Genomic DNA, 26,103 nt, shown 5'->3' with positions numbered 1-26,103 from the left:
GGGAGTGTTCGCTCTTTCCCAAATCGGCCTAATATTTCTGTTAGTTATTTTTTTCTTCGCTTCTTACATCGTGGTTGAAAAAATTCGGGCTAGCAAAACCGTTTTTGCTTGGAAAATTTACGACGCGGTCAAAGACATGGCTGAAGGCGTTTTGCACGGCTTTTTCGTAATCGTTTTTGCTTTGATTGCCCGGGCGATTTCACCTGGATACGCTACGCCGCTTTTTGTAGTTGTAGGCTTAACGCTGCTTTTCGTGAAAAGCGCTTTAGTAACTAGTTGAGCGGTTTTGCCGCCTTTTGTTTACTACTTGGTTGCGTACGAGATTGACCTTTTAATCTACTTAACACTTATTTGGTTTGCGCTCGGGTTGATCGTTGGTCAAATCGTTAAATTTTGAAAAAACAAGTATTCTTACAACGCCTGGGTGATCAATGCTTGCTTATTGGTCAGCGCCGTCACACTCATAGTTTGACAACAGGTTTACCAAGTTGGTTGACAAAAAATCGCGCAAATTCACTTCTTTCCATTTTTAACCGCTTTCGTGGTTTATTCGTTTTTAGTTTTGGCAATCAACTTTTTAGTTTCGGCCAACATTTTGTACCAAGCAGTTAACTTTAATTTTTCGCGTTACTACCGAACTAGCTTACGCGATGTTGCAATTGGGCAATTAATTAGCGAACAAAAAGTTAATTTTGGTATTTACGGCATTTTCGTTTTCCGTTATCCGCCTTTACGCTCGATCGAAAAAAACTTGGAAATTCGCGAGAGCGTTTTATTAGACTTTGAAAAGGCTTTTCCCAGCGAGGCGATTTTGTTTCGTGCTGACCAAAAACGTTACGGTTTTTTTCTACCCCTGAGCGCCAAACCCGACTACCGCTTTAGTTTAACGGGCAACGCGTCTTCAGATCGAAGTCCGCAAGACGCTTTATTTACGTTGGAAAAAATCGTGAAACGTCGCTCAACTACCTACTTAACTTCTTGGGAAGAAAAGGTCCCCGTTAAAATTTACGCGGGAGTTGCTTTTTACGGTTTGCAATCGCAATCGATTTGACAGCTCAACGACATGGCTAACTTTGCCCTGGCCAATTTCAGCAAAAACCGCGAAAACGTGGTTCAGCTTTTTGACCCTGTGGTTGAACGAAAAATTGTTAACCAAACCCGTGAACTTTCTTTGCTGGATAAGCGCATTGGTTTGGATAACTTTGTTAACTACTTCGTGCCGCTTTATGACCTTAAGAAAGGTCAAACCGTTTTAAACTTTGTCAGAACTGAAAAAGTTGATTACTCAGATTTGAAAGAGACGGTCAACAAATACATCAACTTTTTGGGTTGACAGAGAGTTTTTGACCGTTACGTCGCCTTCACATCGCTGAGCAAGTTAACTTCACGAACTAGTCTGGCCTTTTTTTACGCTCCGCAAATTTTAACCACCGATTTTGACGCTCGCATTTTCATGCGACGACTTGAGAGTTTGGATGTTTTGCCTACCCAAGTGGTTTTGATTTTTGCCGACCATTTACTGGCTAAAGTTCGCGAGTGAGGTAAACTTAGGCAAAATGTCTTGCTTCTCAAAAAGCAAGGCGTTCGAATCGCTTTTTTTGCTTCCAAATCTTTTCGACTAATTTGACTTGAGCAACTACGACCGAAATTCCTTTTCTGTGCCAGCGAGGCGTTAAACGTTTGCGCATCCGAGCAGATTCGCAAAATTGCTCCCCAAATTAAAACCGTTGCTTTTGAAATTGAAGATCTTAATTCCTTCACGCGAGCGCTTAACCTCGGTTTTGATTTAGTGGGCGGAAAATTTTTGGAAAAAACTACCTATCCAAGCAAATTATCGGAGCAAAACGTTCGTTATATCGCTGATTTTTTGGAAAAACGCCCTTTAAAAACGCCGTCTTTGTCCAGTTTGCAAAAAACCGATTAAAAAACATATAATGGTAGTAATTCGAGGGCGAGAAGACTTAGTTTAAAAGTGAGTGACCAACAAAATTTCAAAGTAATTGGAATAGTCGTAATTGCGCTGCTAGTTGTGATTATGGTGGTGCAACTTTTGCCTTGGATCATTAAGTGGGCACGTGAGCACCACTTTAAGCCCAACTACAAAACACTCGGCGAGTCTTCACGAATTCGTTTAGTTCACCAAATTAACGACGCAGTAGTGGAACTTTCACGTAACAAAGTCGGGGCGATTATTTCCATCATTAACAAAGACACGCTTGACAACTATCGCACTGACGGCGTGAAGTTAGACGCTAACATTTCCTCGGCTTTAATTTTGGCTATTTTTAACAAAAACTCTCCTCTTCACGATGGCGCGATTATCATCCAAGACAACAAAATTAAGTACGCTGCGACTTACTACCGAATCACCTCCAAGTCAATTAGTAATCGCTTTGGAGCGCGTCACCGTGCCGCGCTAGGCATTTCTGAAAGCACCGACGCCTTAACAATCGTGGTTTCGGAAACTTCGGGAGCGATCACTTTTACGCTCAAAAGTAAGTTTGTGGTTGTTAAAGCTAGTGAGTTCCAAGAAAAGTTAACCGAGTATCTCAGTTAAACGAGCCACCAATGACTTTACAAGCCGCCATCAAAGCCAAAAATGTTCCGCAAATTCGTAAAATCACCAAAGTTACTCCCGTTGCCGACATAGTTAAAATGCTCAAAGAGTTCACTCCGACCGAACGAGTGCTCTACTTTCGACTTTTAAACACGACTAGTCAGTCGGACATTTTTGCTGCGCTTGACCCTGATTTCCAAGAGGAGTTAGTCAGTTCTTTTACCGATTCGGAAATTAAAACTATCGTGGGCGAACTTTACACCGACGACATTGCCGACCTTGTTGAAGAGGTGCCAATTGAACTAGCTAAGCGAATTCTTTCGCTAGCAACCGACAAAGAGACTAAGGAGAGCATCAACAAAATTCTCCGCTACCACGACAATCAAATCGGTTCAATTATGTCGGTTGACATCGTTTTGCTGCGTCAAACTTTCACGACTAAGAAAGCGCTTGAAACAATTAAAGAAGAAAAAAGCGAAGCTCGGCTAGCCCACTATTTTTGCGTCGTTAATGCGCGCAACCAACTGGTTGGTTACGTGGCTTTGGAAGATCTTGTCTTTGCTAAAGCTGACACGAAGATTCAAAAACTCGTCCGCCCAGTTAGCACCGAACTCCGTACAACTACTCACAAAGAAGACGCGGCGATTATTTTTGCTGAGCAAGACATGTCGGTTCTACCAGTTTTAAACACCCAAAAAGAGGTGGTTGGAATGGTTTTTGCCGACGACATGATTGACGTAATTAAAGAGATTGCCATCGACGACTTTCGTAAGTTCGCTGGAGTTAGTGGGACTGAGGAAAAAACTTACACCGAAACGTCGGTTTTTACCACTTACCGTTCCCGAATGATTTGACTCTTAATTTTGATGCTTTCATCAACGGTAGCCTCGATTTTTATCGACATCTTTCAAAATGTTTCCCAGTTACGACTTGGTTCGGTCTTAACTTCGGCGTTAGTCGCGATTATCCCCGTCGTGATGGACGCGGCTGGAAATGCTGGCACGCAAACATCCACTTTGGTAATCCGAGGTTTAGCCGTTGGCGACATTACGACCAAAGATTATTTGAAAGTCGTTTGCAAAGAACTACTTGTTTCGATGCTGATCGGTTTTTCTTTGGCTATTTTTAACTTTGTGCGGCTAATCATTTACTACTCAATTTCGGGCGATATTCACGACAGCGATTTTATCCTGCTGGCTTTCACCTCTTCGTTAGCGCTTTGGATCGTGATTGTGATTGCGAAAACCGTCGGTTCAATCATCCCGCTTTTAGCTAAGAAAGTCGGTCTTGATCCGGCGCTTTTATCGGGTCCGCTGATTACAACTGTTATTGATGCGGTGGCCACTTTGGTTCTATTTGGTATTTCAATCGGCATCCTTTCCTCAATCGGAGTTATCTAGCAAAATTTCCAAAATTGGGAATATAAATTTCCAGTTTTCAGTTTGTCTATAATGAAGGGGCACTAAGAAAATGGGTGCCAAATCAAACTAGACGGCTTATTCGTTACTCCTACTCGCTTTTCATTCTTATCTTAGAGTTCAATTAAAGTAGTTATTTGTCCGTTATATCCCTATCGTTGCCTTGGTCTATTTAGCCATCAGCGTTAAGTTAGAGCCTAGGTTTAAAGCATTCCCTTGATGTACTCTTGATTTGGCCACTTCTTAGTGAGGACCACCACTCACCGGGTGGTTTTTTTTGCGGCCCTAAGCCTGGTCCGGCAGCGGGTTTGTAGTATCATGTAAGTAATTATTTTCCGGGTCAGTACTCAAATTGGTTAAGAGGCGTCCCTGCTAAGGACGTAGATCACTTCCGTGATGTGGAGGTTCGAGCCCTCTCTGGCCCGCCATATAGAGTAAGTAAAAAGTCTTATTCTACCCAAACCAGCGCGGCGCTTTTTGATTTTGCTTTGATTTTATGACGCCGGACCAAGGCCTTTTGATTATTAAAAAGAAATCAAAAAGCCGGACGAAGAAATCAAAAACCGCCGCGAAATCAAAAAGCAACCAGCAGAACCACAGCAAAACCAGGCAAAAACCTCAGAAACACAATTTCGTATGTGTGCGACTCTTTCGCCCCTCCTAGGCATAACGCACGGTTCAACCCTATTGGCCAGTGTTGGCCATTTGTGCGGCTTTGCGAGGGTCTAAAAACCGGGAAAACCGAATAATCAAGCATTTAGATTTAGGCCCGGAGCGGCCACTTTCGCCGCGGCGAAGAAAGCCTTGCGCAAAAACACGAAACACGTTATACTTACGACATATTTGCGACAACTAGGAGGATTGGTGAAATGGAATTTGGCGACAAATTAAAACAAGCGCGACTCCAAATGATAATCAGCCAGGAGGACATAGCAAAGGAACTCGGCGTGACGTTTGCCACACTTAACAAGTTGGAGAACAAGCGCCGAAAGCCAAATTACGAAACGCAGCGAGCCTTCGCAGCACTCTGCGAAAAGAAAGGCATCGCGATAAAGGAGGAAGAATGAACGATTACAAAGATTTTATTCAGTCGGTAGACCCGCAGCACCGGGACTCCGTACAGAAGACACACGACGCGCTCCTGGCCGCAGGATTCAAAATTGCCATAGAGAACAAGGCCTCTGGGTTCTTCGTGACATACAAGAACCCGAAAACAAAACGCATCTTGCCGAGCTTTTTATTCCGCAAGAGCGGACTGCTCCCGCGCCTTTATTCGGAAAACCCACCGAGCGACGTCTTAGATAACCTCACAGCCGAAATGGAAAAAGAAATAGACAAAGCACCAGCGTGCAAATACTGCAGCGAGAAATGTGCCAAGGGATACAAATTCACAATCCGGGGAACAGCACATGACAAGTGCCGCTTCAATGCGTTCCTCTTTTCAATTACAGAGAAAAGCACACCCCTCCTGAGCAAATGGATCCAGCACGAAATAGGAGGGACTCGATAAACTAATGATAGACATTTTTGACAACAGGACAAAGCTGCTCGGTGACGTCGCCGAACGGCGCGACTTTGACTTCCTCGGATTCATGGCGAATACACCTATATACCAAGAAGAGACAATGACCCGGAACCAACTCGGTGACATGGCCGAAAAATACAATGGCGAAAGAATCAAGTTGGAAAACTTCTGCTCAGGCACAGACTGCAAGAAGGAACGCGTCTTTGAGTCGTTGAAGATAGACCTGAGTCACATCACGGGACGGCAAGCAAACGTAGTGTACTCCATGCAGTCCCAGAAGAGACTGGACAGAAAAGGAGAATACCAATGGTCAAATAAGGCTCCACTCTTCACGCAGATAATCCTGAAGTGCACCTACTGCGATGAACTACACAGCATCGCCCTCTACGTCCGCGAAGGGTCCCTTACCAAGATCGGACAATTCCCATCCCCGGTTAAGGAATACGAACTGAAATACCAAAAATATGCTAAGCAGCTTGGCCGCTACTACAACGAACTGCTTGAAGCCAGTTTCTCCTTCTCCACCGGCCAAGGGATCGGCGCCTTCGTTTATCTGCGCCGGATCCTGGAACACCTGGTGAACACCAAATACCAGAAGTTGCCGAAGCCAAAGGAAAAAGCAAAATTCCAGGAAAAGATGACGGCCGTTGAACGAGCAGAGAAAATCATCCCACCTGACTTCACAGACGAGCGCGACCAACTCTACACGTTGCTAAGCAACGGCGTCCACCGATACACCGAACAAGAATGCCGCAAGCTTTATCCCTTCCTCAAAATGCTGATCGAGTGCATCCTGGACAAGGAACTCGCGAAGAAAGAGGAAGCGCAAAAAATCAAGGACGCCAAAATCATAATGAAAAAGAAAATCGAGGAGGACAGATAAAATGGAAAAGCTGAGGATGACAAGCCGAAACCTGGTGGACAACAACGTGGATCAGATCGACGCTACCCAGATCATAAGAATGGAGCCGGAAGCGCGATCAACCTACAAACAGATGAAGCGCGAAAGCGTCGCGGAACTGGAGAAAGGCGAAATCACCGCCACAAACATATCCTGATAAAACTTCTGCGCCTGAGCCAAGTGACCGGCGGATTTATCCGGGCCGACGCAAGCGAAACCGCGGAATGCGTAAGCACAGTCAAGTTGCGCGAACTTGAAGGAATCATTAACAAATGCGCGAGCGACAAAAAAAGCTCGTGATCTTCGTCCGCTTCCTCCCCGAGATAGCCGCCGGTTTGAATAATCAAAAAGAAATCAAAACGCGTCGCGAAATCAAAACAGAGAAATCAAACCAAAAACAGCCATCGTGAAATCAAGGACTAAAAATCAAAAAAAGAATTTTGGTGAAGTCTACACATTTTTTAGCCCCGGCTAATTAGGAAGATTTTATAATTATGAGGGTATGCATTACTTAAGACGCGGGTTAAGAACAACGGGCATTTATTTCGTTTTGCTGTTTTTGTTTCTAGGCGGTATTTACCTAGTTTATTTTTTGGCTCAGCAAGGCGTTTCGCCGTGGGCGAGCGGCGTAGTTTTAATTTACGTTTTATCGGTTGTAACAGGTCTTGCGCTTTTTAGTCAGCGCCGCAACAAATACGTTAAATTATCTTGACTGCTAGTGTTTATTCTTTTGCCATTGGTCGGACCACTTCTTTTTTTGCTCTTCGGACTACGTTATTCGGAACGAACCAGTTTAGATATTTACCGCCAAAAGCAAAATTTTAAGCACGAAATCACCGATTTAAAAACTTCCTTACCAACGCGTCAGGAACTTTTTAATAACCAAAGCAAACTTTCTAACCGCGGTATTTACCGGGGTAATTTTGAAGTTTTTGCGAGCGGGCCCCAAAGTTTTGAACAAATTTTTGCGGACATCAAAAAGGCCCAGCATTTTATTCACGTTAATTACTACATCATTAAAGCTGGCGAAATTTACGACCAGTTCCGGGCGTTAATCGTTGAAAAAGTGCGCGCTGGAGTCAAAGTACGCATGATCATTGATGACATTGGGCGTTGGGGCTTGCCGTGGTACGAAATGAAATTTTTACGTCAGCAAGGGGTAGAAATTCGGATTTTGAACCGGATTCACTTTCCTTTCATCGGATCAAACAACACTTATCGCAACCACCGCAAACTAATTATTATTGACGGCCGAATTGTTCACACGGGCGGAGCTAACATCGGCGATGAATACGCTAATCTAGACAAGCGTTTTGGCGTTTGACTAGATTACAAGGCGCGGATTACCGGTCCAATCGTTCGTTCTTATTCGCTGCTTTTTTTGGGCGATTGGAATTCGATTGGTCCGCCCCTAGAGCCGCTTGAGTCTTACCTTTTGGAAGACAAAAGTGGCGGGAATTCTTGGGCCGTGTTAGTGGAAGATGGACCTGAAATTGACGATAATCCGCTGGAAAGTTCGGTTGTGAGTTGGATTTTTAACGCTCACAAAAAAATTCAAATTGTCACTCCTTATTTCATTCCAACCCACGCTTTGCTCGGAGCTCTTAAAGCGGCGACTTTACGTGGCGTGGAAGTGGAGATTTTTATTCCTGGCTTGCCCGATAAAAAGAGTATTTACACGGCCACGCTTTTTTGGCTCAGTCAACTTAAGCCTTATGGCGTCAAAGTCTACCAGGCACGCGAGATGATTTTGCACGCTAAAATTGGTTTGTTTGACGACCAGTACGCTTACCTTGGGACATTCAACTTTGATTTTCGCTCCATGAACTCCCAGTTTGAATGCAGCGCCTTAGTGCAGGGAGAAGCCGCTCAACAAGTGGGAGCTTTAATTGAGCATTACCGCCGTCTTTCGAGTTTAGTTGAGTTAAGTGATTTAAAACAAAAACGCTTGCGTCGCTGATTCATTAGCGTCTTAGCACTCTTTTTTGCACCGGCTATGTAGTCTGTTATAATTTTTTCAAACCTAGTAGTTCAGCGGAAAAGAAGGAAATATGGCATCTTTTGAAGCAAAAATTATTGATCCAGTTGGCTTGCACGCTCGACCGGCTGCGCTAGTGGTCGGAGTGGCTTCAAAGTTTAAAAGCGACGCTACGATTGGTGCTAACGAGCGCAATGGTAACTTGAAGTCCATAATGAATGTGATGGCTTTAGGCGTGAAAAAGGGCGACGTAGTTCGCGTGGAAACGCTTGGGGACGATGCTGACCAGGCGATCGTGGCAATTAAAAAGGCGATGCAAGAAAACCGTCTCATTTAAGCAGACTATGGTACTGAAGGGAATCGGAAGTTCAAATGGTATCGCGGTGGGAAATGCGCTCGTTTTAAGCGAGCAAAAATTAAAAATTACCGCTTCTCCGGCTGATAGTCAAACCGAAATAACTCGCTTTCGCCAAGCGGTCAAGCAAATCGTTAACCAAATTAGCGTTTTAGAAAAACAGAGCCGGGCTCAATCAGATACTTCGCAAGCCGACATTTTAGAGGCTCACCGCTCAATTGCTCAAGATCCAAGTTTGTTAGGCGAAGTTGAAACTTTAATCAAAGACAAAAAGACCAATGCACTTTGAGCGCTTGACCAAGTTAGCAGCAAGTGGGTGACGCTTTTTGCAAACATGGAAGACGCTTACATGCGCGAGCGAGCGAGCGACATTAAGGATGTTGCTAATCAAATCGCTTTTGCGCTGGCAGGTGTTAAGCGGGTAGATCTTTCGCAAATCAAAAAACCAGTTGTAATTGTGGCCCACGACATTACACCTTCCCAAAGCGCTCAAATGAACGATCAAGTTTTAGCTTTTGCCACCGAAATTGGTGGTCAAACTTCCCACGCGGCAATTATTGCCCGAGCCCGCCAAATTCCGGCTGTGCTTGGCGTTAGCAATTTACTCAAGAAAATAAAAACTGGCGATCCAGTCGCGATTGATGGCGAAACTGGCATGGTGATTGTAAAACCAACGCTTGAGGAAAAAAAACGTCTGCAAACTAAAATGATTGCGGCGGAAGTTCAACGCGCTAGCGCAGAGAAGTTTCGCGGCAAAAAAACTTGCACGTTAGATAGCCACCAAGTTGAGTTAGCGGCTAACATTAGTTCTTTGGAGGATCTTGAGAAAGTTCTAACTAACGACGCCGAAGGGATTGGACTTTTTCGCTCAGAGTTTATTTACATGCACAGCCAACATTGGCCAAGCGAAGAAGAGCAGTACAAGATTTACCGGCAAATTTTAAAAAAAATGGCGCCCCGACCAGTCGTGGTACGCACGCTTGACATCGGAGGCGACAAGACGTTGGCTTATCACAAGTTCCCCGTCGAAGACAACCCTTTCCTGGGTAATCGAGCGGTCCGTTTTTCTTTAGACAAGCCCGATATTTTCCGAACCCAGCTTAGAGCTTTAATTCGTGCTTCAATCCACGGCAACTTGGCGATTATGTTTCCGATGATCGCTACGTTAGAAGAATTTCTAGCGGCAAAGAAAATTTACCAGAGCGTTTACAACTCGCTAGTTAAAGCGGGCACAAAGGTGGCCAAGCGAATTCAAGTTGGAATGATGGTTGAAATTCCAGCCGCGGCAGTTTTATCGGAGCAGTTTGCCCGCCACGCTGATTTTCTTTCAATCGGTACCAACGATTTAATTCAGTACAGCATGGCCCACGATCGCATGAACCAAAAAGTCGCTTACCTTTACCAACCGCTCAACCCATCAATTTTGCATTTAATTAGGGCGACGATTGAGGGCGGTCACAAACACAACAAGTGGGTTGGTATGTGTGGTGAGATGGCTGGCGACAAAAGGGCAATTCCGATTTTAATTGGCCTTGGTTTAGATGAGTTTTCAATGGGGGCCGAATCAATTTTGACGGCTCGCCAACAAATCGCCCGTCTGACCCAAGTTGAAGCGGTTAAATTAGCCCAAAAATCGCTTGTTTGTGCGAGTGAAAAAGAAGTTTTAGCGCTGGTTGAGCAATTCATGCGCGAGCATTAAATTGGTGCTATAATGGAAAAGTTCTTTCCGCAAGTGTAGTTTAATGGCTAGAATTTCTGGCTTCCAACCAGACGATGCGGGTTCGATTCCCGTCACTTGCTCCATCGTATTATTACGGCCAAATTAACCTTTTTAAAGTAGTTTTAATCGTGATGTTAAAATGAACCGCCAACTCTGATGATGAAGGTCGCACGCTATTTAAGTTTTTACGGAAAATGTTGCCCGACGTACCAGTCAGTCGGATTGAGCGGCTTTTTCGTCAGCGCGACTTAACTTTAAATAGTCAACGCCAAGTTGCTAAAAACTACCAACTACAAAGCGGAGATTTAATTGTTGTTTACGGCCTTAAAAAAGCCGACGCTTCGCCTAAATCTTTTCTTCGGCGTCCACCAACTTTTAAACTTGTTTACGAAGATAAAAACATTTTAGTTGTTAGCAAACCGGCCGGGTTAATTGTCCACGGCAAGGGCGATAACTTGGACGAGCAAGTTTTAACTTACTTACGTTTTAAGGCCAACTCAAGTTTTCGTCCTTCTCACGTTGGTCGGCTAGACCAAGAGACTTCCGGACTAATTATTTACGCAAAGAATTATTTGACTTTAACCAGACTCAATGCTCAGCAAGATCAAATTGAAAAAACTTACCTTCTTAAAACTGACCGTCCCGTTAACCAAGAGATTAGTTTGAAATTGGCAGATGATCGCCAAAAAGGTCGCCAAAAAGTTGCTGCCCAGGGAAAGATCAGCCAAACAGTTTTCTGAAACGAGAAAGGTCAGCAATTCGCGCAGTTAAAAACTGGTCGAAAACACCAAATTAGAGTTACTTTGGCCGAGTTAGGTCAGCCGATTTGAGGCGATAAAAAGTACGGCGGCAAACCATCCAAACGTCTTTATTTGCACTGCCACCGAATTAAGTTCTCTAGTTTAAAACCGCCGTTAGATTACTTGAAAGATTTACAAATTAGCGACAACCCTCAATGGTAAATAACTGCGCTCGCATTTTTAGAGCAGTTGCATTAAATTCACGAGGGCAAACACTTAACGAACAAACTAAACATTTATTAGAGTCGTCAATCCGGTTTTATGAAAACTATATAGAGAGTATAAACACATCACCTGACACAGTCAGTTGTCCACTCATAATTATGTCCATGCCGATTATGGCATCTAGTCCCTGGTGTTTTATAGCCTCATTGCCGGTGACGATTATTGGATATCATTTAATCGTACCTAATTCTTGAGTTTGATTTTGTGTTTTTCTGACTCCCGCAACCAGTTTGACTCCAATTCCAGCTTCGTAGGCAAAAACCTCAATTTCATTAGATGAAGCAGTGCAGATTTTTCGTTTTCCAATTGGTTTCAAATTTAATTCTTCTACCAACTCACTTGATATAACACTTTCTGTCGCTCCCGTATCAAGCAGCGCCTTAAGTCATCTTTGATTATTTCCCAACAAAAACCTTCCGCGTTTGCTCAGTTTGCCCGAAGAATCAAATTCAGGCTTTTCAAATTTAGCGACTAATATATCAATTACGATACTATTGCCACTAATCCAGCCCATTATTTTAGGCATTCAAAACTTGCAAAATCCCTAGTGTGCTGACGGTTTCTTTTTTTTGTAACTGTTGAATCGAGTAAGGTTCCTCACCGAACTTAGTGCGAGCCTCAACCAAAGCTTGTTCTCTTGTCTCGTAGAAACCTTTAATTTTTTTGTTTTTAATAACGATAAAGTAACCGATTTTATCCGGGTGTTGCTTTAATATTTCCTTTCTGTGTTGGTTAAATCAGTCGTAATTTTGGTTAACTTCTCGTTTATATTTATCTTTCTCGTTGCTTGGCATTTTGCTCCTCTTACTTAAAGTATAATCCATATTTTACATTGGTTGTTATGTGAAATTTTTTCATTTTTAATTTGTTTAAAAATATTCATTGACTACCTTATTTGGCATAGCAAAGAAACCTTGGCATCAGTTCAGGGAGCGCCAAAAGACATAGAGTAATGTTCAGGCAAATGTTTCTATAATAAAAGTATGAAAGTTTTGCTGGTTATCCCGGTTGTCAACGTTGAAAAAACGATTTTACAAGTCGTGGAACAAATCCAAAAGGCCAATCCCAAAGTTGACTATTTAGTCGTTGACCACGGGTCTACGGATCGCACGATTGATTTGTTAGACAACAACAAAATGACTTACCTTTCAACACCCCTACCAACCAGTTACAGTCAAGCTTTTAAGATTGGTTTGCGTTACGCCCAAGCTCAGGAGTACCAGGCCGTGGTTGAGTTTGACGGATCCAATTTTTTTGAAGTAAGCGACATCCAAAAATTGACCAAGCAGGCTCAAAAAAATGACTTTGTTTTGGCTACGCGTTTTACCGACGCCAAGCGGTCTAAAAAAAGGCGTTGATCCGACAAAATCCTAACTTGAGCTCTCAAGCGTTCAACTAGACGTTACATTTCCGACCCGGTTTTACGCTTTCGTCTTTTCAAATTGAAAACGCTGGAAACACTAATTCGGGATGACACTTGGTCAGGACCCGACGCAATTGCTTTATTATTAATGAACCAGTATCTTTTTACCGAAGTAGGCGTAAATTTGAAAATTAATCCTCTGAAACGGAAATACTCCGGACTTTATCCCACGCGCTGGCGAAGGTGGATGCAAGTTTTGAGGTGGTTGATATCAATTTTAGTTGTTCAACGTTTGAAAAGGGGCCCGTCTAACCATGAATAATCTCCCAGATTTACGAATTCAAATTGGGCGTGTGATCGGAATTAGCATGCCGACACTGCTCTTGGCTCTGGCGCTAGCCACTTTGGTTTGATTTTTTGTTGAAATAAAACGCAAGCGTGTGCAACTCAAGTCAATGATTACTTGGTTAGTTTTAAACTGCGTTTACACCTTGGCCGTGATTTACATTTTCATCGTTCAAATGTTGCAAATTTTTGGCTACGTTGCACCCAACCTTTTCAGCCTTTTTGCTTTTTACGTGTTTGGTCTCGAACTGCCCCACGGCATGGAATGAGTTTTTCTCTGGATTTTTGGTCTGTTAATTTACATCTTGATTAAAACTTTAGTCAACTACATCCGTTTAACTGGTTTAGACCAACGGATTGATTACTTAAATCAGGAGTTAGCGATTTTGAAAGGTAAAGTTAACCGCACGGCTGATTTTGCCAAAATACCGCTCACGGTTACGCCTTTAACACCGCGCGAGGTTAAACTTAAGCTCAAGGATCGTCTTCGTAAAATGCGAGCCGAAGTCAAAATTGAGAAACAGATTCAGAGTCTTGAAAAGCGTTACCACAAAAAATCAATTAACTCTAAGAAGAACTCCTCCGACTAGTCCTTTTAGCGCACAGACCTTGCCTTATAATTAGGCTATGAACGAAAAAAAGGCCGCCCAAAAAGTGGCTGAACTGCGCCGTAAACTGGAGCGCTGATCCAAGGAATACTACGAAAAAGATGCTCCCAGCGTAAGCGACGCTGTTTATGACGCAGCTTACTTACAACTTGAAAAGTTAGAGCAGCAATTTCCTAGTCTAGTTAGCCCCGATTCAATTACCCAGCGGATCGGCGGAAAAGTTGACCAGCGTTTTCAAAAAGTCGCCCACAGCCAACCAATGATGTCGCTGGCTAACGCTTTTGATGAGGCGGATTTAATTCGTTTTGATCAGCACATAATGAATCAACTCGCCCGTAGTCAACCGCTTGAATATGTTTGCGAACTTAAAATTGATGGCGTTTCAATTGCGCTCATTTACCGCCAAGGCATCTTAACCCAGGCGTTAACGCGCGGCGATGGATTAGTGGGCGAAGATGTTACTCACAACGTTAAAATGATCGCTGACATTCCGTATCAAATCCCCTCCAAACAAGAGGTTGAGTTTCGCGGTGAAATTTACCTTAGCCACCAAGTTTTTAACCAACTTAACTCCCAGACCGATCAGCGCTTTGCTAACCCGCGCAATGCCGCGGCTGGCACGCTTAGGCAACTAGATGCCAAGGTGGTCCAAAAGCGCCGGTTAAACGCTTTTTTTTATGCGCTAGTTAATCCTTTGGCACACCAATTACCTGGTCAAAAAGATGTGCTTGACTTTATCAAAAGTCAGGGGTTACCGATTGAGCCTCACGGCCAAGTAGTTGTTGGTATTAAGGCGGCGGTTAAGCAAACGCAAAAACTGGCCGACCAAGCTAAAAAGTTAAATTACGACACCGACGGAGTTGTTATCAAAGTTAATGACTTAAAACTTTACGAGGACATTGGCCAGACTGCCAAGTACCCAAAGTCAATGATCGCTTATAAATTTGCCGAAGAAGTTGGCCAAACCAAGCTAAACGCGATTTTTCCTAGCATTGGTCGAACGGGTCGCGTGACTTATAACGCCAAACTAGAGCCAATTCGCTTAGCGGGTACGATTGTCAGCGCGGCTACGCTCCATAATGCTGACTACGTACGCGAGCGCAGCATTAACGTGGGGGATGTAGTAAAAGTGAAAAAGTCAGGCGCGATTATTCCTCGCGTGCTCGGAGTTGCGCGCAAAGTCAACTCTCAGCCTTGGCAAGAAGCGACCCATTGCCCGCGCTGTCAAACGCGTCTTTTAAGATTAACAGGCGAAGTGGACCAGTATTGTCCTAACATCAACTGTCCGGCGCGCATTTTAGCTAGCCTTGAACACTTTGTTTCCAAGGGAGCGATGGACATCCGGGGTCTTTCCACCATGACTTTAGAGTTATTTTTAAGCGAAAAATTGGTCAGCGATCTACCCTCCATTTTTGCTTTGGACGCCCAGCGAGACCGCATTTTAGAACTACCTAAGTTCAGCGATAAATCCACTGCTAACCTTCTAAAAGCAATTGAAGAAGCTAAAAGCCGTCCGCTTGCCAAGTTTATTTACGGACTAGGAATACGCCACGTCGGTGCAAAAACCGCCAAAATTCTAAGTCAGCGCTTTGGTTCGTTAGATAATTTAGCATCTGCCGAACCCGCTCAAATTGAGCAAATTTTAACTCTTGGCCCGGCGGTCACTAATTCAGTCCACAGTTTTTTTACCGACCCGGCTAACATTAAGATGTTAAGTAAGTTTGCCCAACTCGGTTTAAAATTAGAGCAGTCGGAAGTTCGCGGAAGTCAAAATTTAGTTGGCGTTAACTTTGTTTTGACGGGCACTCTTTCGCTGCCCCGCGAAAAGTACGTTAGCATGATTGAAGCCCAAGGCGGCAACGTGACAAGCGCCGTCACTCAACGCACTAACTACTTAGTGGTTGGTCAAGATCCGGGTTCCAAATTAGTTAAGGCCGAGCAGTTAAAAATTAAAGTTATTGAGGAAAAACAGCTCAAGAAAATTTTGCAGGAGGAAGTTTAGATGGACCGAGCCAAACTGACTAAAGTTGCCAACACGTTAATGCTAGAAGTCAATTCTGAGGTGCTTGATCAATTAGAGCAGGAGTACGAGCTTTTAGAGACTAAAATTAATCGCCTCAAAAAGGTTGATGTGAGCGGCATAAATCCGCTTGTTTGGATTGGGCAAACTTGCCATTTTAATTTGCGAGTTGATGAGCCCAATCACCAAATTGACCGCGAAATTTGTCTAAAAAACGCTCCGAGCCAGCAAAACGGTTTGGTTAGTCTAAAAAAGGTGCTCTAGTGTTTAAACAAAAAGGCAACTTAGGTCAAGCGGTTCATGAACTCAAAAATGATTCAAACCACGCTTTAGCTCATCTTTACCAAAAAGTGGAGTTTGGTGCCGGGTTGCTTAGTCAAGTTGTCGTCACAATCAAGGATCTTTATGCGACTTCCGACGCGCCGACTCAAGCCTCTTCTCGAATTTTGGTTGGCTTTGAGCCTGGTTATGACGCCGCGGTTGTAACTAAATTGCGCCAAGCGGGCGCCGGCATTGCTGCTAAAATTCACATGGACGAACTTGCACTAGGTGGATCGGGCGAGCACTCGGCCTGAGGAAAAATTAATAATCCGCTAGATTCAACTCGTATGCCCGGCGGATCTTCATCGGGTTCGGTGGCAACTTTTACCCAAAACATTGGTTTGGCAATTGGTTCAGACACGGGTAACTCAGTTCGTTTACCAGCTTCCTACTGCGGCCTAGTTGGTTTTAAACCCTCTTACGGAGCGGTGTCGCGCTACGGCATGTTTGCCTTCGCCTCTTCGTTAGACACAGTCGGATGAATTACTCACAATGTTAACGACGCGATTGTGGCTAGCCAAGCGCTTTTTGGTCAAGATCCGCGTGATTTAACTACTAGGGAAGTAGAGCGGCCAGAAGTTCAATTGGTTAAACCCGAGCGAGTTGCTTTTTTAAACGATTACGGTCAACTATCGCCCACGGTTAAAAAAGCCTACTTGGATTTGCAAGACAAGTTAAACAAGGATGGCGTCAAAACTGAGGTTGTCAATTTAGAGCAAGAAACTTTTGAACTAATTGACCCAACTTACGAAGTAATTTCTTACTCAGAAGCTTCCTCTAACGACGCTAATTTGGCCGGAGTTAACTTTGGTCAACGCATTGAGGGTCAAGATTGGTCAAAGATGATGTTAAAAACGCGCAGTGAATACCTTGGCAAAATGGTTCAGCGTCGTTTCACGCTCGGAGCCTACTACTTGCTTAGAGAAAACCAAGCCGAAATTTTCTTAAGAGCCCAGAAAGTTCGCCGCTTAATTCACGACCGCTACAACAAAATTTTTGACCATTACGATGTCCTAGTTTTTCCAACCACGACTTTTGCGCCGACTTGAGAAAGCGGTAAACCAAATGTTTGAACTAGTGAGTACTGCGCCGTTTCAAATTTGGTTGGTAACCCGTCGGTTTCAATTCCCTTTACTAGGGAAGAAGGCATGCCGGTCGGACTACTGTTGGACGCGAAAATTTACCACGACAAAAAACTGCTTTCCCACGCGCTTTACTTTGAAAAACTGATCGGAGCAAAGCGTGACTAAAAATTACCAAGTACGAATCGGCATCGAGATTCACCTAGAGCTGAACACTAAAACGAAAATGTTTTCTGGTTCGCCCGTTGATTTTGCCGCTGAGCCAAACACTTTGATTAACGAAATTGATTTAGGCTACCCGGGCACTTTGCCAACTGTTAACCAAGCGGCAGTTGAAAAAGCGATTCAGCTCGCTAAGGCGCTAGAGATGCAACTTGCAGATCAGTTAAAGTTTGATCGGAAAAACTACTTTTATCCGGACTTGCCCAAGGGTTACCAAATAACCCAACAATTTGAACCGATTGCCACGAAGGGAATTTTGCACTTGGGAAACGAAAAAAAAGTTCGAATTACCCGGATTCACCTTGAAGAAGACACGGCGCGCTCACACCATCAAGGCGAATTGACTTTGCTTGACTACAACCGCGCAGGGGTGCCGTTAATTGAAATTGTTAGCGAACCAGATTTATCTAGTGCTCAAGAGGCTCATGAATACGTAAATTTAATTCGCCTAATTGCTCAGACGCTTAACATTTCCGATGCCAAAATGGAAGAAGGATCGCTGCGGGCAGACATTAACATCTCTCTTAACAAGCCGCAATCTGATGGTTATGGGACTAAAGTGGAAATCAAAAACCTTAATTCTTTGCAAAACATTTTGAAAGCAGTTGAGTTTGAAACGCAAGTGCAGACCAAAACTTTAGATAGCGGTCAAAAAGTGGTTCAAGCTACTAAGCGTTTTGATGAAGCAAGTGGCCAGACGGTGACTATGCGCGAAAAAACCGCTGCAATTGATTACAAATACTTTGCCGAACCAAACATTCCGCCGATTAAACTAGATCGCGCTTGGGTTGAGCAAATTAAAATCGCCGAACTCCCTTGGCAAAAACGTTCACGGTACCAAAAACTTGGCGTTGAACCACAGTACATAGAACAGTTAGTGAGTAGCCCTGACAAAGCGCTTTACTTTGATGCAGTTAACTTCAATAATCACCAGCAAGGGGCGCGTCTATTTTTCAGTCATCTAATGGCTTTAGCTAATTACCAAAACCGCGGACTAGCAAATTTAAAAATTAAACCGACCGAATTTGGGGAACTTGTCAAGCTCGTTAGCCAAGGCGATTTGCCGATTGCTCAACTTAAACCAACTTTAATTAAGTTAGACCAAGGCCAAACCACGTTTGACCAAGTTGTTAAAGAGTCTAGAGCCCGCGAAAAGTTGGATCAAGGTCAAATCAGTGCGATAATTAAGAAAACCGTGCTTGCAAACCGGGAGTTCATTGGGAAAAACTCTGACAAACCGGACAAAGTCGCTAACTTTCTCGTTGGTCAAATCATGCGTGAAACCCGTGGTCAAGCCGATGCGAAAATGCTCAGCGAGTTAGTGCGGTTAGAATTGAAAACTAATGTTCAAAAGAAATAAAGGGTTAGACGCTGGCTACGAAAAACCCAAAAAAATTAAGAAAAAGAAAAAACCGAAACAGTTCAAGTTAATTTCATCTTTGCTCGTTGATTCTCAGCGCAAAATCCCCTTTTACGAAAAACTAATTAAATTCATCATTTTCATCGCTTTAAGAATTGTTGTCAAACCAAGTCGTTGGAGAGATCCGCAAAAAAACTTTGAAATCATTGACAGGACTTATAAGCGGATTATGTCTTCGGACTTTATTTACATTCCCTCTTCAATCGCTTTTTACTTAATCATGTCGTTTATGCCGATCATGACGATTATCATGTTCATTTACTCGATCCCTGGTTTTAAAGAATTCATTTCAACGGGTGATAGAGATCCAATTGCTGAGGTGCTGGGGAAGTTTATTCCTGGTATGAGGGACATCATTAGTCAAATTGGCGAGGCCGTTTCGGGTTGAACTACCAACTTAGGCACCGCTTTGCCGATTTTGTTTTTCCTAATCATTACCACTTGGATTGCAGCGGGCGGATTTGCCAAGCTAATTTACACCCAATCTTACCTTTACGAACACCGTTTTGTGGGCGGGTATTGGATGAATAAGTTTCGCGGCATGATGTTGGTTTTACAGTTCACGGTTATTTTGGCAATTGCTTTAACGATTAACATCATTGTGGATCGCGAAGTACACGCTTTGCCGATTGACCCGGTGGCGCAGGAAGCAATCATGTACATCTTCCTAATTTTTGGTCTTTTCGTTTTGATGCTGATGATGTTTCTTTTTTTCTACCGCTTTTCACCGCGTTTTCAAATTAAAACTCGGCAAGTTTTGCCGGGTGCCATGGTTAGCGCTTTGCCGACTAGTTTGTTTTTAGCTGTTTTTGGAGCGATTGCTAACATGTGGAGTTACAGTCGTTATGGCACCGTGGGAGCGATCATGTACATCGGCACATCTTCGCTGATCATTACTTACTTCATTTTTCTAGGCATCACTACCAACGCGTCTTACTACAAAACTTTTGTTGGTCCGCGAGTTGAGAATAAACGAACTTGGTCAAAAAAGTAATTATTGTCGCGCGTGGATGGTATATAGTTTTATTACGCAGCAAACCTGACTAACTTTGTCAGGCTAATTAGGGGTGTATAAATGCAACAAGAACTAGCGCGTAAAAAAGTTAATATCGGACTTGATATCGGAATTGCTTCGGTTGGCTGAGCGATTCTAGATGAAAATCTTAAAATCATTAAGCACGGAGTGCGATTGTTTGAAACGGTTGATGATCCAAAAGACCACCACTTAGAAAATCAAATTCGTCGCCAAAAAAGATCAGCTCGCCGACTTAAAAACCGTCGCAAAAATTTAAAACTTGATTACATCAAACTTTTAAAAAACCACGGACTGATTGACTTAGAAATTGACAAGATGGATCGCGAGAGAAAGTACCTCTACGATTTTGTTAACAAGTACATCGTTGATAAAGTTGAAGAAAGCGATTTCCAAGGATTGGACTTAAGTGCCGAGCAAAAAACGCAGCTCAAAACTTCTCGGGTGATGGTTCTGCGTAAGCGCGCTTTGACACAAAAACTTTCTCAAAACGATTTGATCCAAGTTCTTTACTGGTATTTGGCTCACCGTGGTAAAAAATACACGGTGGAAGATGACGATCAAGGATCGGATAAACCAGGTAAAAAGACCAAAGATTCTGCGTACAATGACTATTACGACAAAGATAAGTTGCCGATTGAAAACCAGTGGAAATGTTTTTTAGCCGAAGGTTATTTCCGCAACGAGTTTAACCAAAATTTCTGACGAAAAGACTACGATCAAGAATTGAAGAAGATTTTGGCCCAATCCACTCTAGCATCAAATTTCCAAAAAGATTATTTAGAGTTATTTAATCGCCACCGCAGTTTTGAGGTTGGGCCGGGGCCAAAAGAAGGTTACGAAAATGTTGGTCTAAAGAATTACCAGTTAATTTCACCTTACAGTCGTTACTACATTGACAAAGAAACCGGAAAACTTGAATCTCACCCAAACATGTGAGCAAGGACAATTGGTAAGTGCACCTATTTGCCCGATCAAAACAGAGCGCCTAAAAATAGTCTTACGGCTGAAGTGTTCAATTTACTAAACGATCTTAATAACGTTTGAATGGGCAATCCCGATAACAAATCTGATCGCACTCATTTATCGCTTCAAGACAAAATTAAGTGTTTAGAAATTGCTCTAAAAACAAAAGCTAACACCAACAAAATAATCGATTATTTAATGGCGACTTACAACATGGAAGAACAAGACTTTAAAGGTTTTCGAGTTGAGGGCAAACACGGGGAATGAAAACCGCTTGTTACCCCATTGACTTCTTTCCATCTTGTGAACAATGTTTTGAAAAAATTTGATCGCGCGTTGAAATTAGACGATTTGTTTGATGGGCATCGGTTTAAATTAGAAATAGTTGACAATATAGTGGACGTATTTTCCGAGTTTAAAAGCGTTGAGGATCGCCGAGTTGAATTAAGTGAGATCAATTCACCTATCTTGAATGGAGAAATTATTGAGGAACTATCCCAAGTTAAAGGAGCTCGCTTCAGCGAAAATCACAGTCTTTCTTACAAGGCTATGCGCATGATGCTGCCAGAGTTATTGCAAACTAGTAAAAATCAAATGGAAATCGCCGAGGAAAACGATCTATTCCAAAAGAAAAGTCGCTTACAGGCGGGCGACAATCTCGTTTACCTACCTAAAAAATGGATGGATGAATTGGTTGCTTCTCCCACAGTTAAACGTTCAATTCGACAGACTATTAATTTGCTTAATACAATTATCAAACAGCACAAAGAATATCAAGTTCAAAATGTCGTAATTGAAATGGCTCGTGAACATAATGGCAAACAGGCCAAGGAATCGATCAAAAATATCCAAAAATATTTGGCACAACGTAACGAACAGATTCGTGAACTTGTTGAACAAATTAAGGACCGAGCTGAAAAAGAGGGGTGATCATCGCGAGTAGAAGGCAAAGCGCTTCAAAAAGTTTGACTTTATGTTCAACAACATGGTCGTGATGCTTATGATGGTGAATTGCTTGACCTTGACAGAGTAGTTAAAGACTTTGGTTACACAGACATTGATCACATTATTCCTTATTCGCAGTCTTTTGATGATTCGCGTCATAACAAAGTTTTGACCAAAAAAATTCATAATTCTCGCAAAGGTCAACTAACTCCCTTTCAATATTTGTCATCAGAAGAGTTTGCTCGCATGAAAAAACAGTGAGCAATTTGATACGGCAAGGAAGGTCGTTTTGCTAAAACTGAAAAAAGACCAGGCGGGCAGCCATCTAAATATGAACTTATAACGTCAGAAGTTGATTATTCTGATCCAAACAACAATCATCGTTTCATTCAGCGTAATCTGGTGGATACGCGTTACGTTGCCAAAGAAGTGCTTGCAATTCTAAAAGAATTTGCTAAAACAGTTGAAGAGAATCATCCCTTCCACCAAGCAAAAGTTAAAACTATTAACGGAAAGGCCACCAGTTATTTGCGCAAAATTGTTGACACTAAAAGGTATCCGCTGAAAAGACCAGATTGGGCCGAAAAAGACGGATCGCTTGATGAAAACGGCATCAAAATTCGTCAGTGGAATGGTCACCATGCCGAAGACGCTGTCCTAGTAACTCATTTAGCCTTGAGAAACCCAGGACTTGGTAAACTTATTGAAAAAATTGTCAGCAATCCTGCCGCAAGTGTTCAAGATGTGCTAGATGGAGTTAAACAAGGTACAAGTGAAAAAGTTGGCAAAATTTTTGATGAACACAATCGTGTTATGAAACCAAATGAAATTCGTGAAGATCTGAATGCAAACATGGAAAAAGTTCGTTTTTCTTACATGGTTAATAAGAAAAATAACATACAACTGTTTAACGAAACTCTTTATGGTAGCAAAAAGGTGGATGGCAAGATTCACAAAGTGGTTAAAATTAATCTTGCTGATCCAACCACTAAGGTTGATGATCTAAAAAAAGTCTTTTCAGATGATTATAAATACACAGTTCCAATGAAAATCCATGATCCGAAAACATTTTTAGCATTGAGAACAATTTTCTTAAATGGCGGAGACAGCAATCCTTTTGTAAAATTGACTGACGCACAAGGCAGAGTGCCAGTTATCTTTGAAAACAAAAAGGGACAGCAAATTACTAGAAAAGTTAGCTCAATCAAGATTGTAAGAGAAGAAAAGCAGTTAGATGATATCGTTTTGCGCAAGAGCAGCGGAGAAACCGATTCTACTTCTTTTTACGAATCAATGAAGTGAACCGAAATTCATTTATATCGTGATGATGAAGGCAAATACCAGTTAGTGCCAATCAATGCGTTGGTCGCTAAATACAAAAACGACGGTTCTTATCAATTGAAAGAAGAATACTGAAAAAAAATCAAGGGAAGAGGCATAAATAGCGATACAGAGTATTTTGTCATACACAAAGGAGATATTATCGTTGACAAAGATGATAATATCTACAGAATATGTGGTTGTGTTCCCCGAGCTAATAAATTAGAACTTAAGAGATTGGATGGAAAGCCTAACCTGGATTCTAAAGGAAAAGAAATGCGAGATTTTTGAACCTTAAACACTAAACTTGTAAATTGCAAAATGGTGAATCTAGATTATCTAGGTAACGTCAAAAAAATTAAACACATTTTCCGACCATTAAAACTCTTGGTGTAAAAAAATTAAAAAATTTTTAAATTTGACATTTTGGGGCAGTATAATCCTTATGTATCCTTAAACCGGTCGTGGATCCCAATTTCATTCTCAATAATTTTGGGGCAGTATAATCCTTATGTATCCTTAAACACTTAAACGGTAGTTTAGCTTTGGTCGCCTATTTTGGGGCAGTATAATCCTTATGTATCCTTAAACATATTTGCCGTTGAAACAAATCACAACTATATTTTGGGGCAGTATAATCCTTATGTATCCTTAAACGAATAATTGATTCTGGAACAATTGCAACACATTTTGGGGCAGTATAATCCTTATGTATCCTTAAACAAAGAAAAAATTACAACAGTATGATCAAAGATTTTGGGGCAGTATAATCCTTATGTATCCTTAAACTTGCTGACAAAAGGTTTGAAAAATGCCAAGATTTTGGGGCAGTATAATCCTTATGTATCCTTAAACCCGCGGTTTTTGACGATTGTGAGCTTCACGATTTTGGGGCAGTATAATCCTTATGTATCCTTAAACTCCAATCTCTGCTATGGCACCTATAATCCTATTTTGGGGCAGTATAATCCTTATGTATCCTTAAACATTTTGGGCGTCTTTATATCACCCTTGCAAATTTTGGGGCAGTATAATCCTTATGTATCCTTAAACAACCATCTTTTCCACCCCATTTAATGATGGATTTTGGGGCAGTATAATCCTTATGTATCCTTAAACTCCGTGCAAATTAATCTTCATCTTGCTCATATTTTGGGGCAGTATAATCCTTATGTATCCTTAAACACGATGCGTATTTAATCAAGTACTGACCGAATTTTGGGGCAGTATAATCCTTATGTATCCTTAAACTGATTGTACTGAGACAAGGCGTTAGAAGAAATTTTGGGGCAGTATAATCCTTATGTATCCTTAAACTTTAGTTTGTCTAACCATTTTAAAAATTCGATTTTGGGGCAGTATAATCCTTATGTATCCTTAAACAAACGCACCAAAAAGGTAAATTACTCTACAATTTTGGGGCAGTATAATCCTTATGTATCCTTAAACAAATTAAAGAATGTAGTTGTGAAGTGAAACATTTTGGGGCAGTATAATCCTTATGTATCCTTAAACTAGTTGAAGAGCACGCAAAGGTAGTTGAAAATTTTGGGGCAGTATAATCCTTATGTATCCTTAAACGAGATGCATCCACGTACGCAAAATGAGAAAATTTTGGGGCAGTATAATCCTTATGTATCCTTAAACCATTGCTAAGCAGCGTTTAAACGACCGCTAATTTTGGGGCAGTATAATCCTTATGTATCCTTAAACTTGGGTTTTTTCTGCTAGAATTAAGGTGGGATTTTGGGGCAGTATAATCCTTATGTATCCTTAAACAAATTAGGAATATATTACTGGGTCAAATTCATTTTGGGGCAGTATAATCCTTATGTATCCTTAAACTCAAAATAAGATTTAAAAACGGCAAAGATAATTTTGGGGCAGTATAATCCTTATGTATCCTTAAACTGTCATGTCCTAAACGTTTCATACTTTTCGATTTTGGGGCAGTATAATCCTTATGTATCCTTAAACTGCTGGCGATGACACTTACTGGTGGCGTCAATTTTGGGGCAGTATAATCCTTATGTATCCTTAAACATTAGACACGTATTGATTATACTGAGACGAATTTTGGGGCAGTATAATCCTTATGTATCCTTAAACGGCATGCTGTGGCATTATAGATACAAAAAATTTTGGGGCAGTATAATCCTTATGTATCCTTAAACACCGTTATAAAAAAGGTGTATATGTCGTACATTTTGGGGCAGTATAATCCTTATGTATCCTTAAACTGCTCGTTTGTTAAGTCTTCTTCCGCTTGGATTTTGGGGCAGTATAATCCTTATGTATCCTTAAACACCGTTATAGAAAGGGGATTTACGTGCTACATTTTGGGGCAGTATAATCCTTATGTATCCTTAAACCCGTATCTAGCGCTAGTCGCCAAGACTTTAATTTTGGGGCAGTATAATCCTTATGTATCCTTAAACACTTTGCCGTAGGGAAGTTTGTAATCGTAAATTTTGGGGCAGTATAATCCTTATGTATCCTTAAACTCTTCCATCTTTTCAGTTCATAGTCGTCGTATTTTGGGGCAGTATAATCCTTATGTATCCTTAAACTAATTTTTGTTTATTGACCTCGATGTTTAAATTTTGGGGCAGTATAATCCTTATGTATCCTTAAACATCATCGCGGAAGATCCAAAACTCCGATGAATTTTGGGGCAGTATAATCCTTATGTATCCTTAAACGCGGTCGTTTAAACGCTGCTTAGCAATGTCATTTTGGGGCAGTATAATCCTTATGTATCCTTAAACGAAGGGGTTAGTGAATGATTAAGCGATAGTATTTTGGGGCAGTATAATCCTTATGTATCCTTAAACCCGAGTTCTACGGACAAAAACAGTTAATTAATTTTGGGGCAGTATAATCCTTATGTATCCTTAAACTCTTCCATCTTTTCAGTTCATAGTCGTCGTATTTTGGGGCAGTATAATCCTTATGTATCCTTAAACTAATTTTTGTTTA

21 protein-coding genes, 2 tRNA genes and 1 CRISPR repeat array are annotated in these 26,103 nt (G+C 41.9%); of the genes, 21 read left to right on the top strand and 2 right to left on the bottom strand.

The genetic code is table 4. The features are described 5' to 3' along the window. The first annotated feature begins 4 nt into the window (after nt 1-4). The 13 genes from CSE00_RS01175 to CSE00_RS01120 all read left to right on the top strand — a co-directional run bounded on the left by CSE00_RS01175 (nt 5) and on the right by CSE00_RS01120 (nt 11,416). Nucleotides 5-1,924, top strand: coding sequence for a hypothetical protein (locus tag CSE00_RS01175; protein ID WP_127942767.1), 1,920 nt, complete (start codon nt 5-7; stop codon nt 1,922-1,924). Between the two features lie 48 nt (nt 1,925-1,972). Beyond that, nucleotides 1,973-2,557, top strand: a complete 585-nt coding sequence (locus tag CSE00_RS01170) for a diadenylate cyclase (RefSeq protein WP_345775207.1) — start codon at nt 1,973-1,975, stop codon at nt 2,555-2,557. Nucleotides 2,558-2,568: 11 nt separating this feature from the next. Next, entirely contained in the window at nt 2,569-3,957 is a 1,389-nt protein-coding gene (mgtE, locus tag CSE00_RS01165) for a magnesium transporter (protein WP_127942766.1), read from the top strand. Between the two features lie 355 nt (nt 3,958-4,312). Continuing rightward, nucleotides 4,313-4,403: transfer RNA gene (locus tag CSE00_RS01160), tRNA-Ser, on the top strand. A 441-nt stretch (nt 4,404-4,844) separates the two neighbouring features. Further along, nucleotides 4,845-5,072 carry a helix-turn-helix transcriptional regulator gene (locus CSE00_RS01155; protein WP_127942765.1) on the top strand — a complete coding sequence of 76 codons (228 nt, stop codon included), beginning with the start codon at nt 4,845-4,847 and terminating at the stop codon, nt 5,070-5,072. Next, entirely contained in the window at nt 5,039-5,485 is a 447-nt protein-coding gene (locus CSE00_RS01150; RefSeq protein WP_127942764.1) for a hypothetical protein, read from the top strand. The genes CSE00_RS01155 and CSE00_RS01150 overlap by 34 nt, the downstream gene beginning before the upstream one ends. 4 nt (nt 5,486-5,489) lie before the next feature. Beyond that, nucleotides 5,490-6,383 (top strand): hypothetical protein, encoded by an 894-nt coding sequence (locus CSE00_RS01145; RefSeq protein WP_127942763.1) that lies wholly within the window; start codon nt 5,490-5,492, stop codon nt 6,381-6,383. Nucleotide 6,384: 1 nt separating this feature from the next. Next, on the top strand, nt 6,385-6,561 hold the full coding sequence (locus CSE00_RS03025) for a hypothetical protein (protein WP_161565529.1): 177 nt from the start codon (nt 6,385-6,387) through the stop codon (nt 6,559-6,561). 342 nt (nt 6,562-6,903) lie between these two features. Beyond that, nucleotides 6,904-8,403 (top strand): cardiolipin synthase, encoded by a 1,500-nt coding sequence (gene cls, locus CSE00_RS01140; protein WP_127942762.1) that lies wholly within the window; start codon nt 6,904-6,906, stop codon nt 8,401-8,403. Between the two features lie 49 nt (nt 8,404-8,452). After that, nucleotides 8,453-8,716, top strand: coding sequence for an HPr family phosphocarrier protein (locus tag CSE00_RS01135; RefSeq protein WP_127942761.1), 264 nt, complete (start codon nt 8,453-8,455; stop codon nt 8,714-8,716). 7 nt (nt 8,717-8,723) lie between these two features. Continuing rightward, nucleotides 8,724-10,433: a phosphoenolpyruvate--protein phosphotransferase gene (gene ptsP, locus CSE00_RS01130; RefSeq protein WP_127942760.1), complete on the top strand. Its 1,710-nt coding sequence runs from the start codon at nt 8,724-8,726 to the stop codon at nt 10,431-10,433. A gap of 29 nt (nt 10,434-10,462) precedes the next feature. Continuing rightward, nucleotides 10,463-10,537, top strand: a tRNA-Gly gene (locus tag CSE00_RS01125). Between the two features lie 48 nt (nt 10,538-10,585). After that, nucleotides 10,586-11,416, top strand: a complete 831-nt coding sequence (locus CSE00_RS01120; RefSeq protein ID WP_236631441.1) for an RluA family pseudouridine synthase — start codon at nt 10,586-10,588, stop codon at nt 11,414-11,416. Between the two features lie 106 nt (nt 11,417-11,522). Here the strand turns inward: CSE00_RS01120 and CSE00_RS01115 are convergent, their stop codons facing one another. Continuing rightward, complete coding sequence (locus CSE00_RS01115; protein ID WP_127942758.1) at nt 11,523-12,005, bottom strand: aspartyl protease family protein; 483 nt, start codon at nt 12,003-12,005, stop codon at nt 11,523-11,525. Beyond that, nucleotides 11,998-12,273: a hypothetical protein gene (locus tag CSE00_RS01110; protein WP_127942757.1), complete on the bottom strand. Its 276-nt coding sequence runs from the start codon at nt 12,271-12,273 to the stop codon at nt 11,998-12,000. Before CSE00_RS01110 ends, CSE00_RS01115 begins: the two co-directional genes overlap by 8 nt. 189 nt (nt 12,274-12,462) lie before the next feature. On the opposite strand from CSE00_RS01110, the gene CSE00_RS01105 reads away from it, so the two are divergent. The 8 genes from CSE00_RS01105 to cas9 all read left to right on the top strand — a co-directional run bounded on the left by CSE00_RS01105 (nt 12,463) and on the right by cas9 (nt 23,520). Beyond that, on the top strand, nt 12,463-13,164 hold the full coding sequence (locus CSE00_RS01105; RefSeq protein ID WP_127942756.1) for a glycosyltransferase: 702 nt from the start codon (nt 12,463-12,465) through the stop codon (nt 13,162-13,164). Then, nucleotides 13,157-13,777, top strand: a complete 621-nt coding sequence (locus tag CSE00_RS01100) for a DUF2304 domain-containing protein (protein ID WP_127942755.1) — start codon at nt 13,157-13,159, stop codon at nt 13,775-13,777. Before CSE00_RS01105 ends, CSE00_RS01100 begins: the two co-directional genes overlap by 8 nt. Before the next feature lie 37 nt (nt 13,778-13,814). Next, entirely contained in the window at nt 13,815-15,797 is a 1,983-nt protein-coding gene (gene ligA, locus CSE00_RS01095) for an NAD-dependent DNA ligase LigA (protein ID WP_127942754.1), read from the top strand. Beyond that, the gene (locus CSE00_RS01090) at nt 15,798-16,079 is read left to right on the top strand and encodes a hypothetical protein (protein ID WP_127942753.1); all 282 of its coding nucleotides are present in this window, start codon (nt 15,798-15,800) and stop codon (nt 16,077-16,079) included. Next, complete coding sequence (locus tag CSE00_RS01085) at nt 16,079-17,386, top strand: amidase family protein (RefSeq protein ID WP_127942752.1); 1,308 nt, start codon at nt 16,079-16,081, stop codon at nt 17,384-17,386. Before CSE00_RS01090 ends, CSE00_RS01085 begins: the two co-directional genes overlap by 1 nt. Next, complete coding sequence (gatB, locus tag CSE00_RS01080) at nt 17,379-18,800, top strand: Asp-tRNA(Asn)/Glu-tRNA(Gln) amidotransferase subunit GatB (RefSeq protein WP_161565527.1); 1,422 nt, start codon at nt 17,379-17,381, stop codon at nt 18,798-18,800. Before CSE00_RS01085 ends, gatB begins: the two co-directional genes overlap by 8 nt. Beyond that, nucleotides 18,784-19,854 carry a YhjD/YihY/BrkB family envelope integrity protein gene (locus CSE00_RS01075; RefSeq protein WP_127942750.1) on the top strand — a complete coding sequence of 357 codons (1,071 nt, stop codon included), beginning with the start codon at nt 18,784-18,786 and terminating at the stop codon, nt 19,852-19,854. The genes gatB and CSE00_RS01075 overlap by 17 nt, the downstream gene beginning before the upstream one ends. 81 nt (nt 19,855-19,935) lie before the next feature. Then, a complete protein-coding gene (gene cas9, locus CSE00_RS01070) occupies nt 19,936-23,520 on the top strand; it encodes a type II CRISPR RNA-guided endonuclease Cas9 (RefSeq protein ID WP_127942749.1) in 3,585 nt (1,194 codons plus the stop codon). Between the two features lie 27 nt (nt 23,521-23,547). Continuing rightward, nucleotides 23,548-26,090: direct repeats of the CRISPR family, unit length 36 nt; unit sequence ATTTTGGGGCAGTATAATCCTTATGTATCCTTAAAC. Between the last annotated feature and the right edge of the window lie 13 nt (nt 26,091-26,103).

Source organism: Mycoplasma sp. ATU-Cv-703 (genome assembly GCA_004011965.1).
Taxonomy (GTDB): Bacteria; Bacillota_I; Bacilli_A; order Mycoplasmatales; family Metamycoplasmataceae; genus RYZV01.
This window is presented reverse-complemented; position numbering and strand designations above follow the sequence as displayed.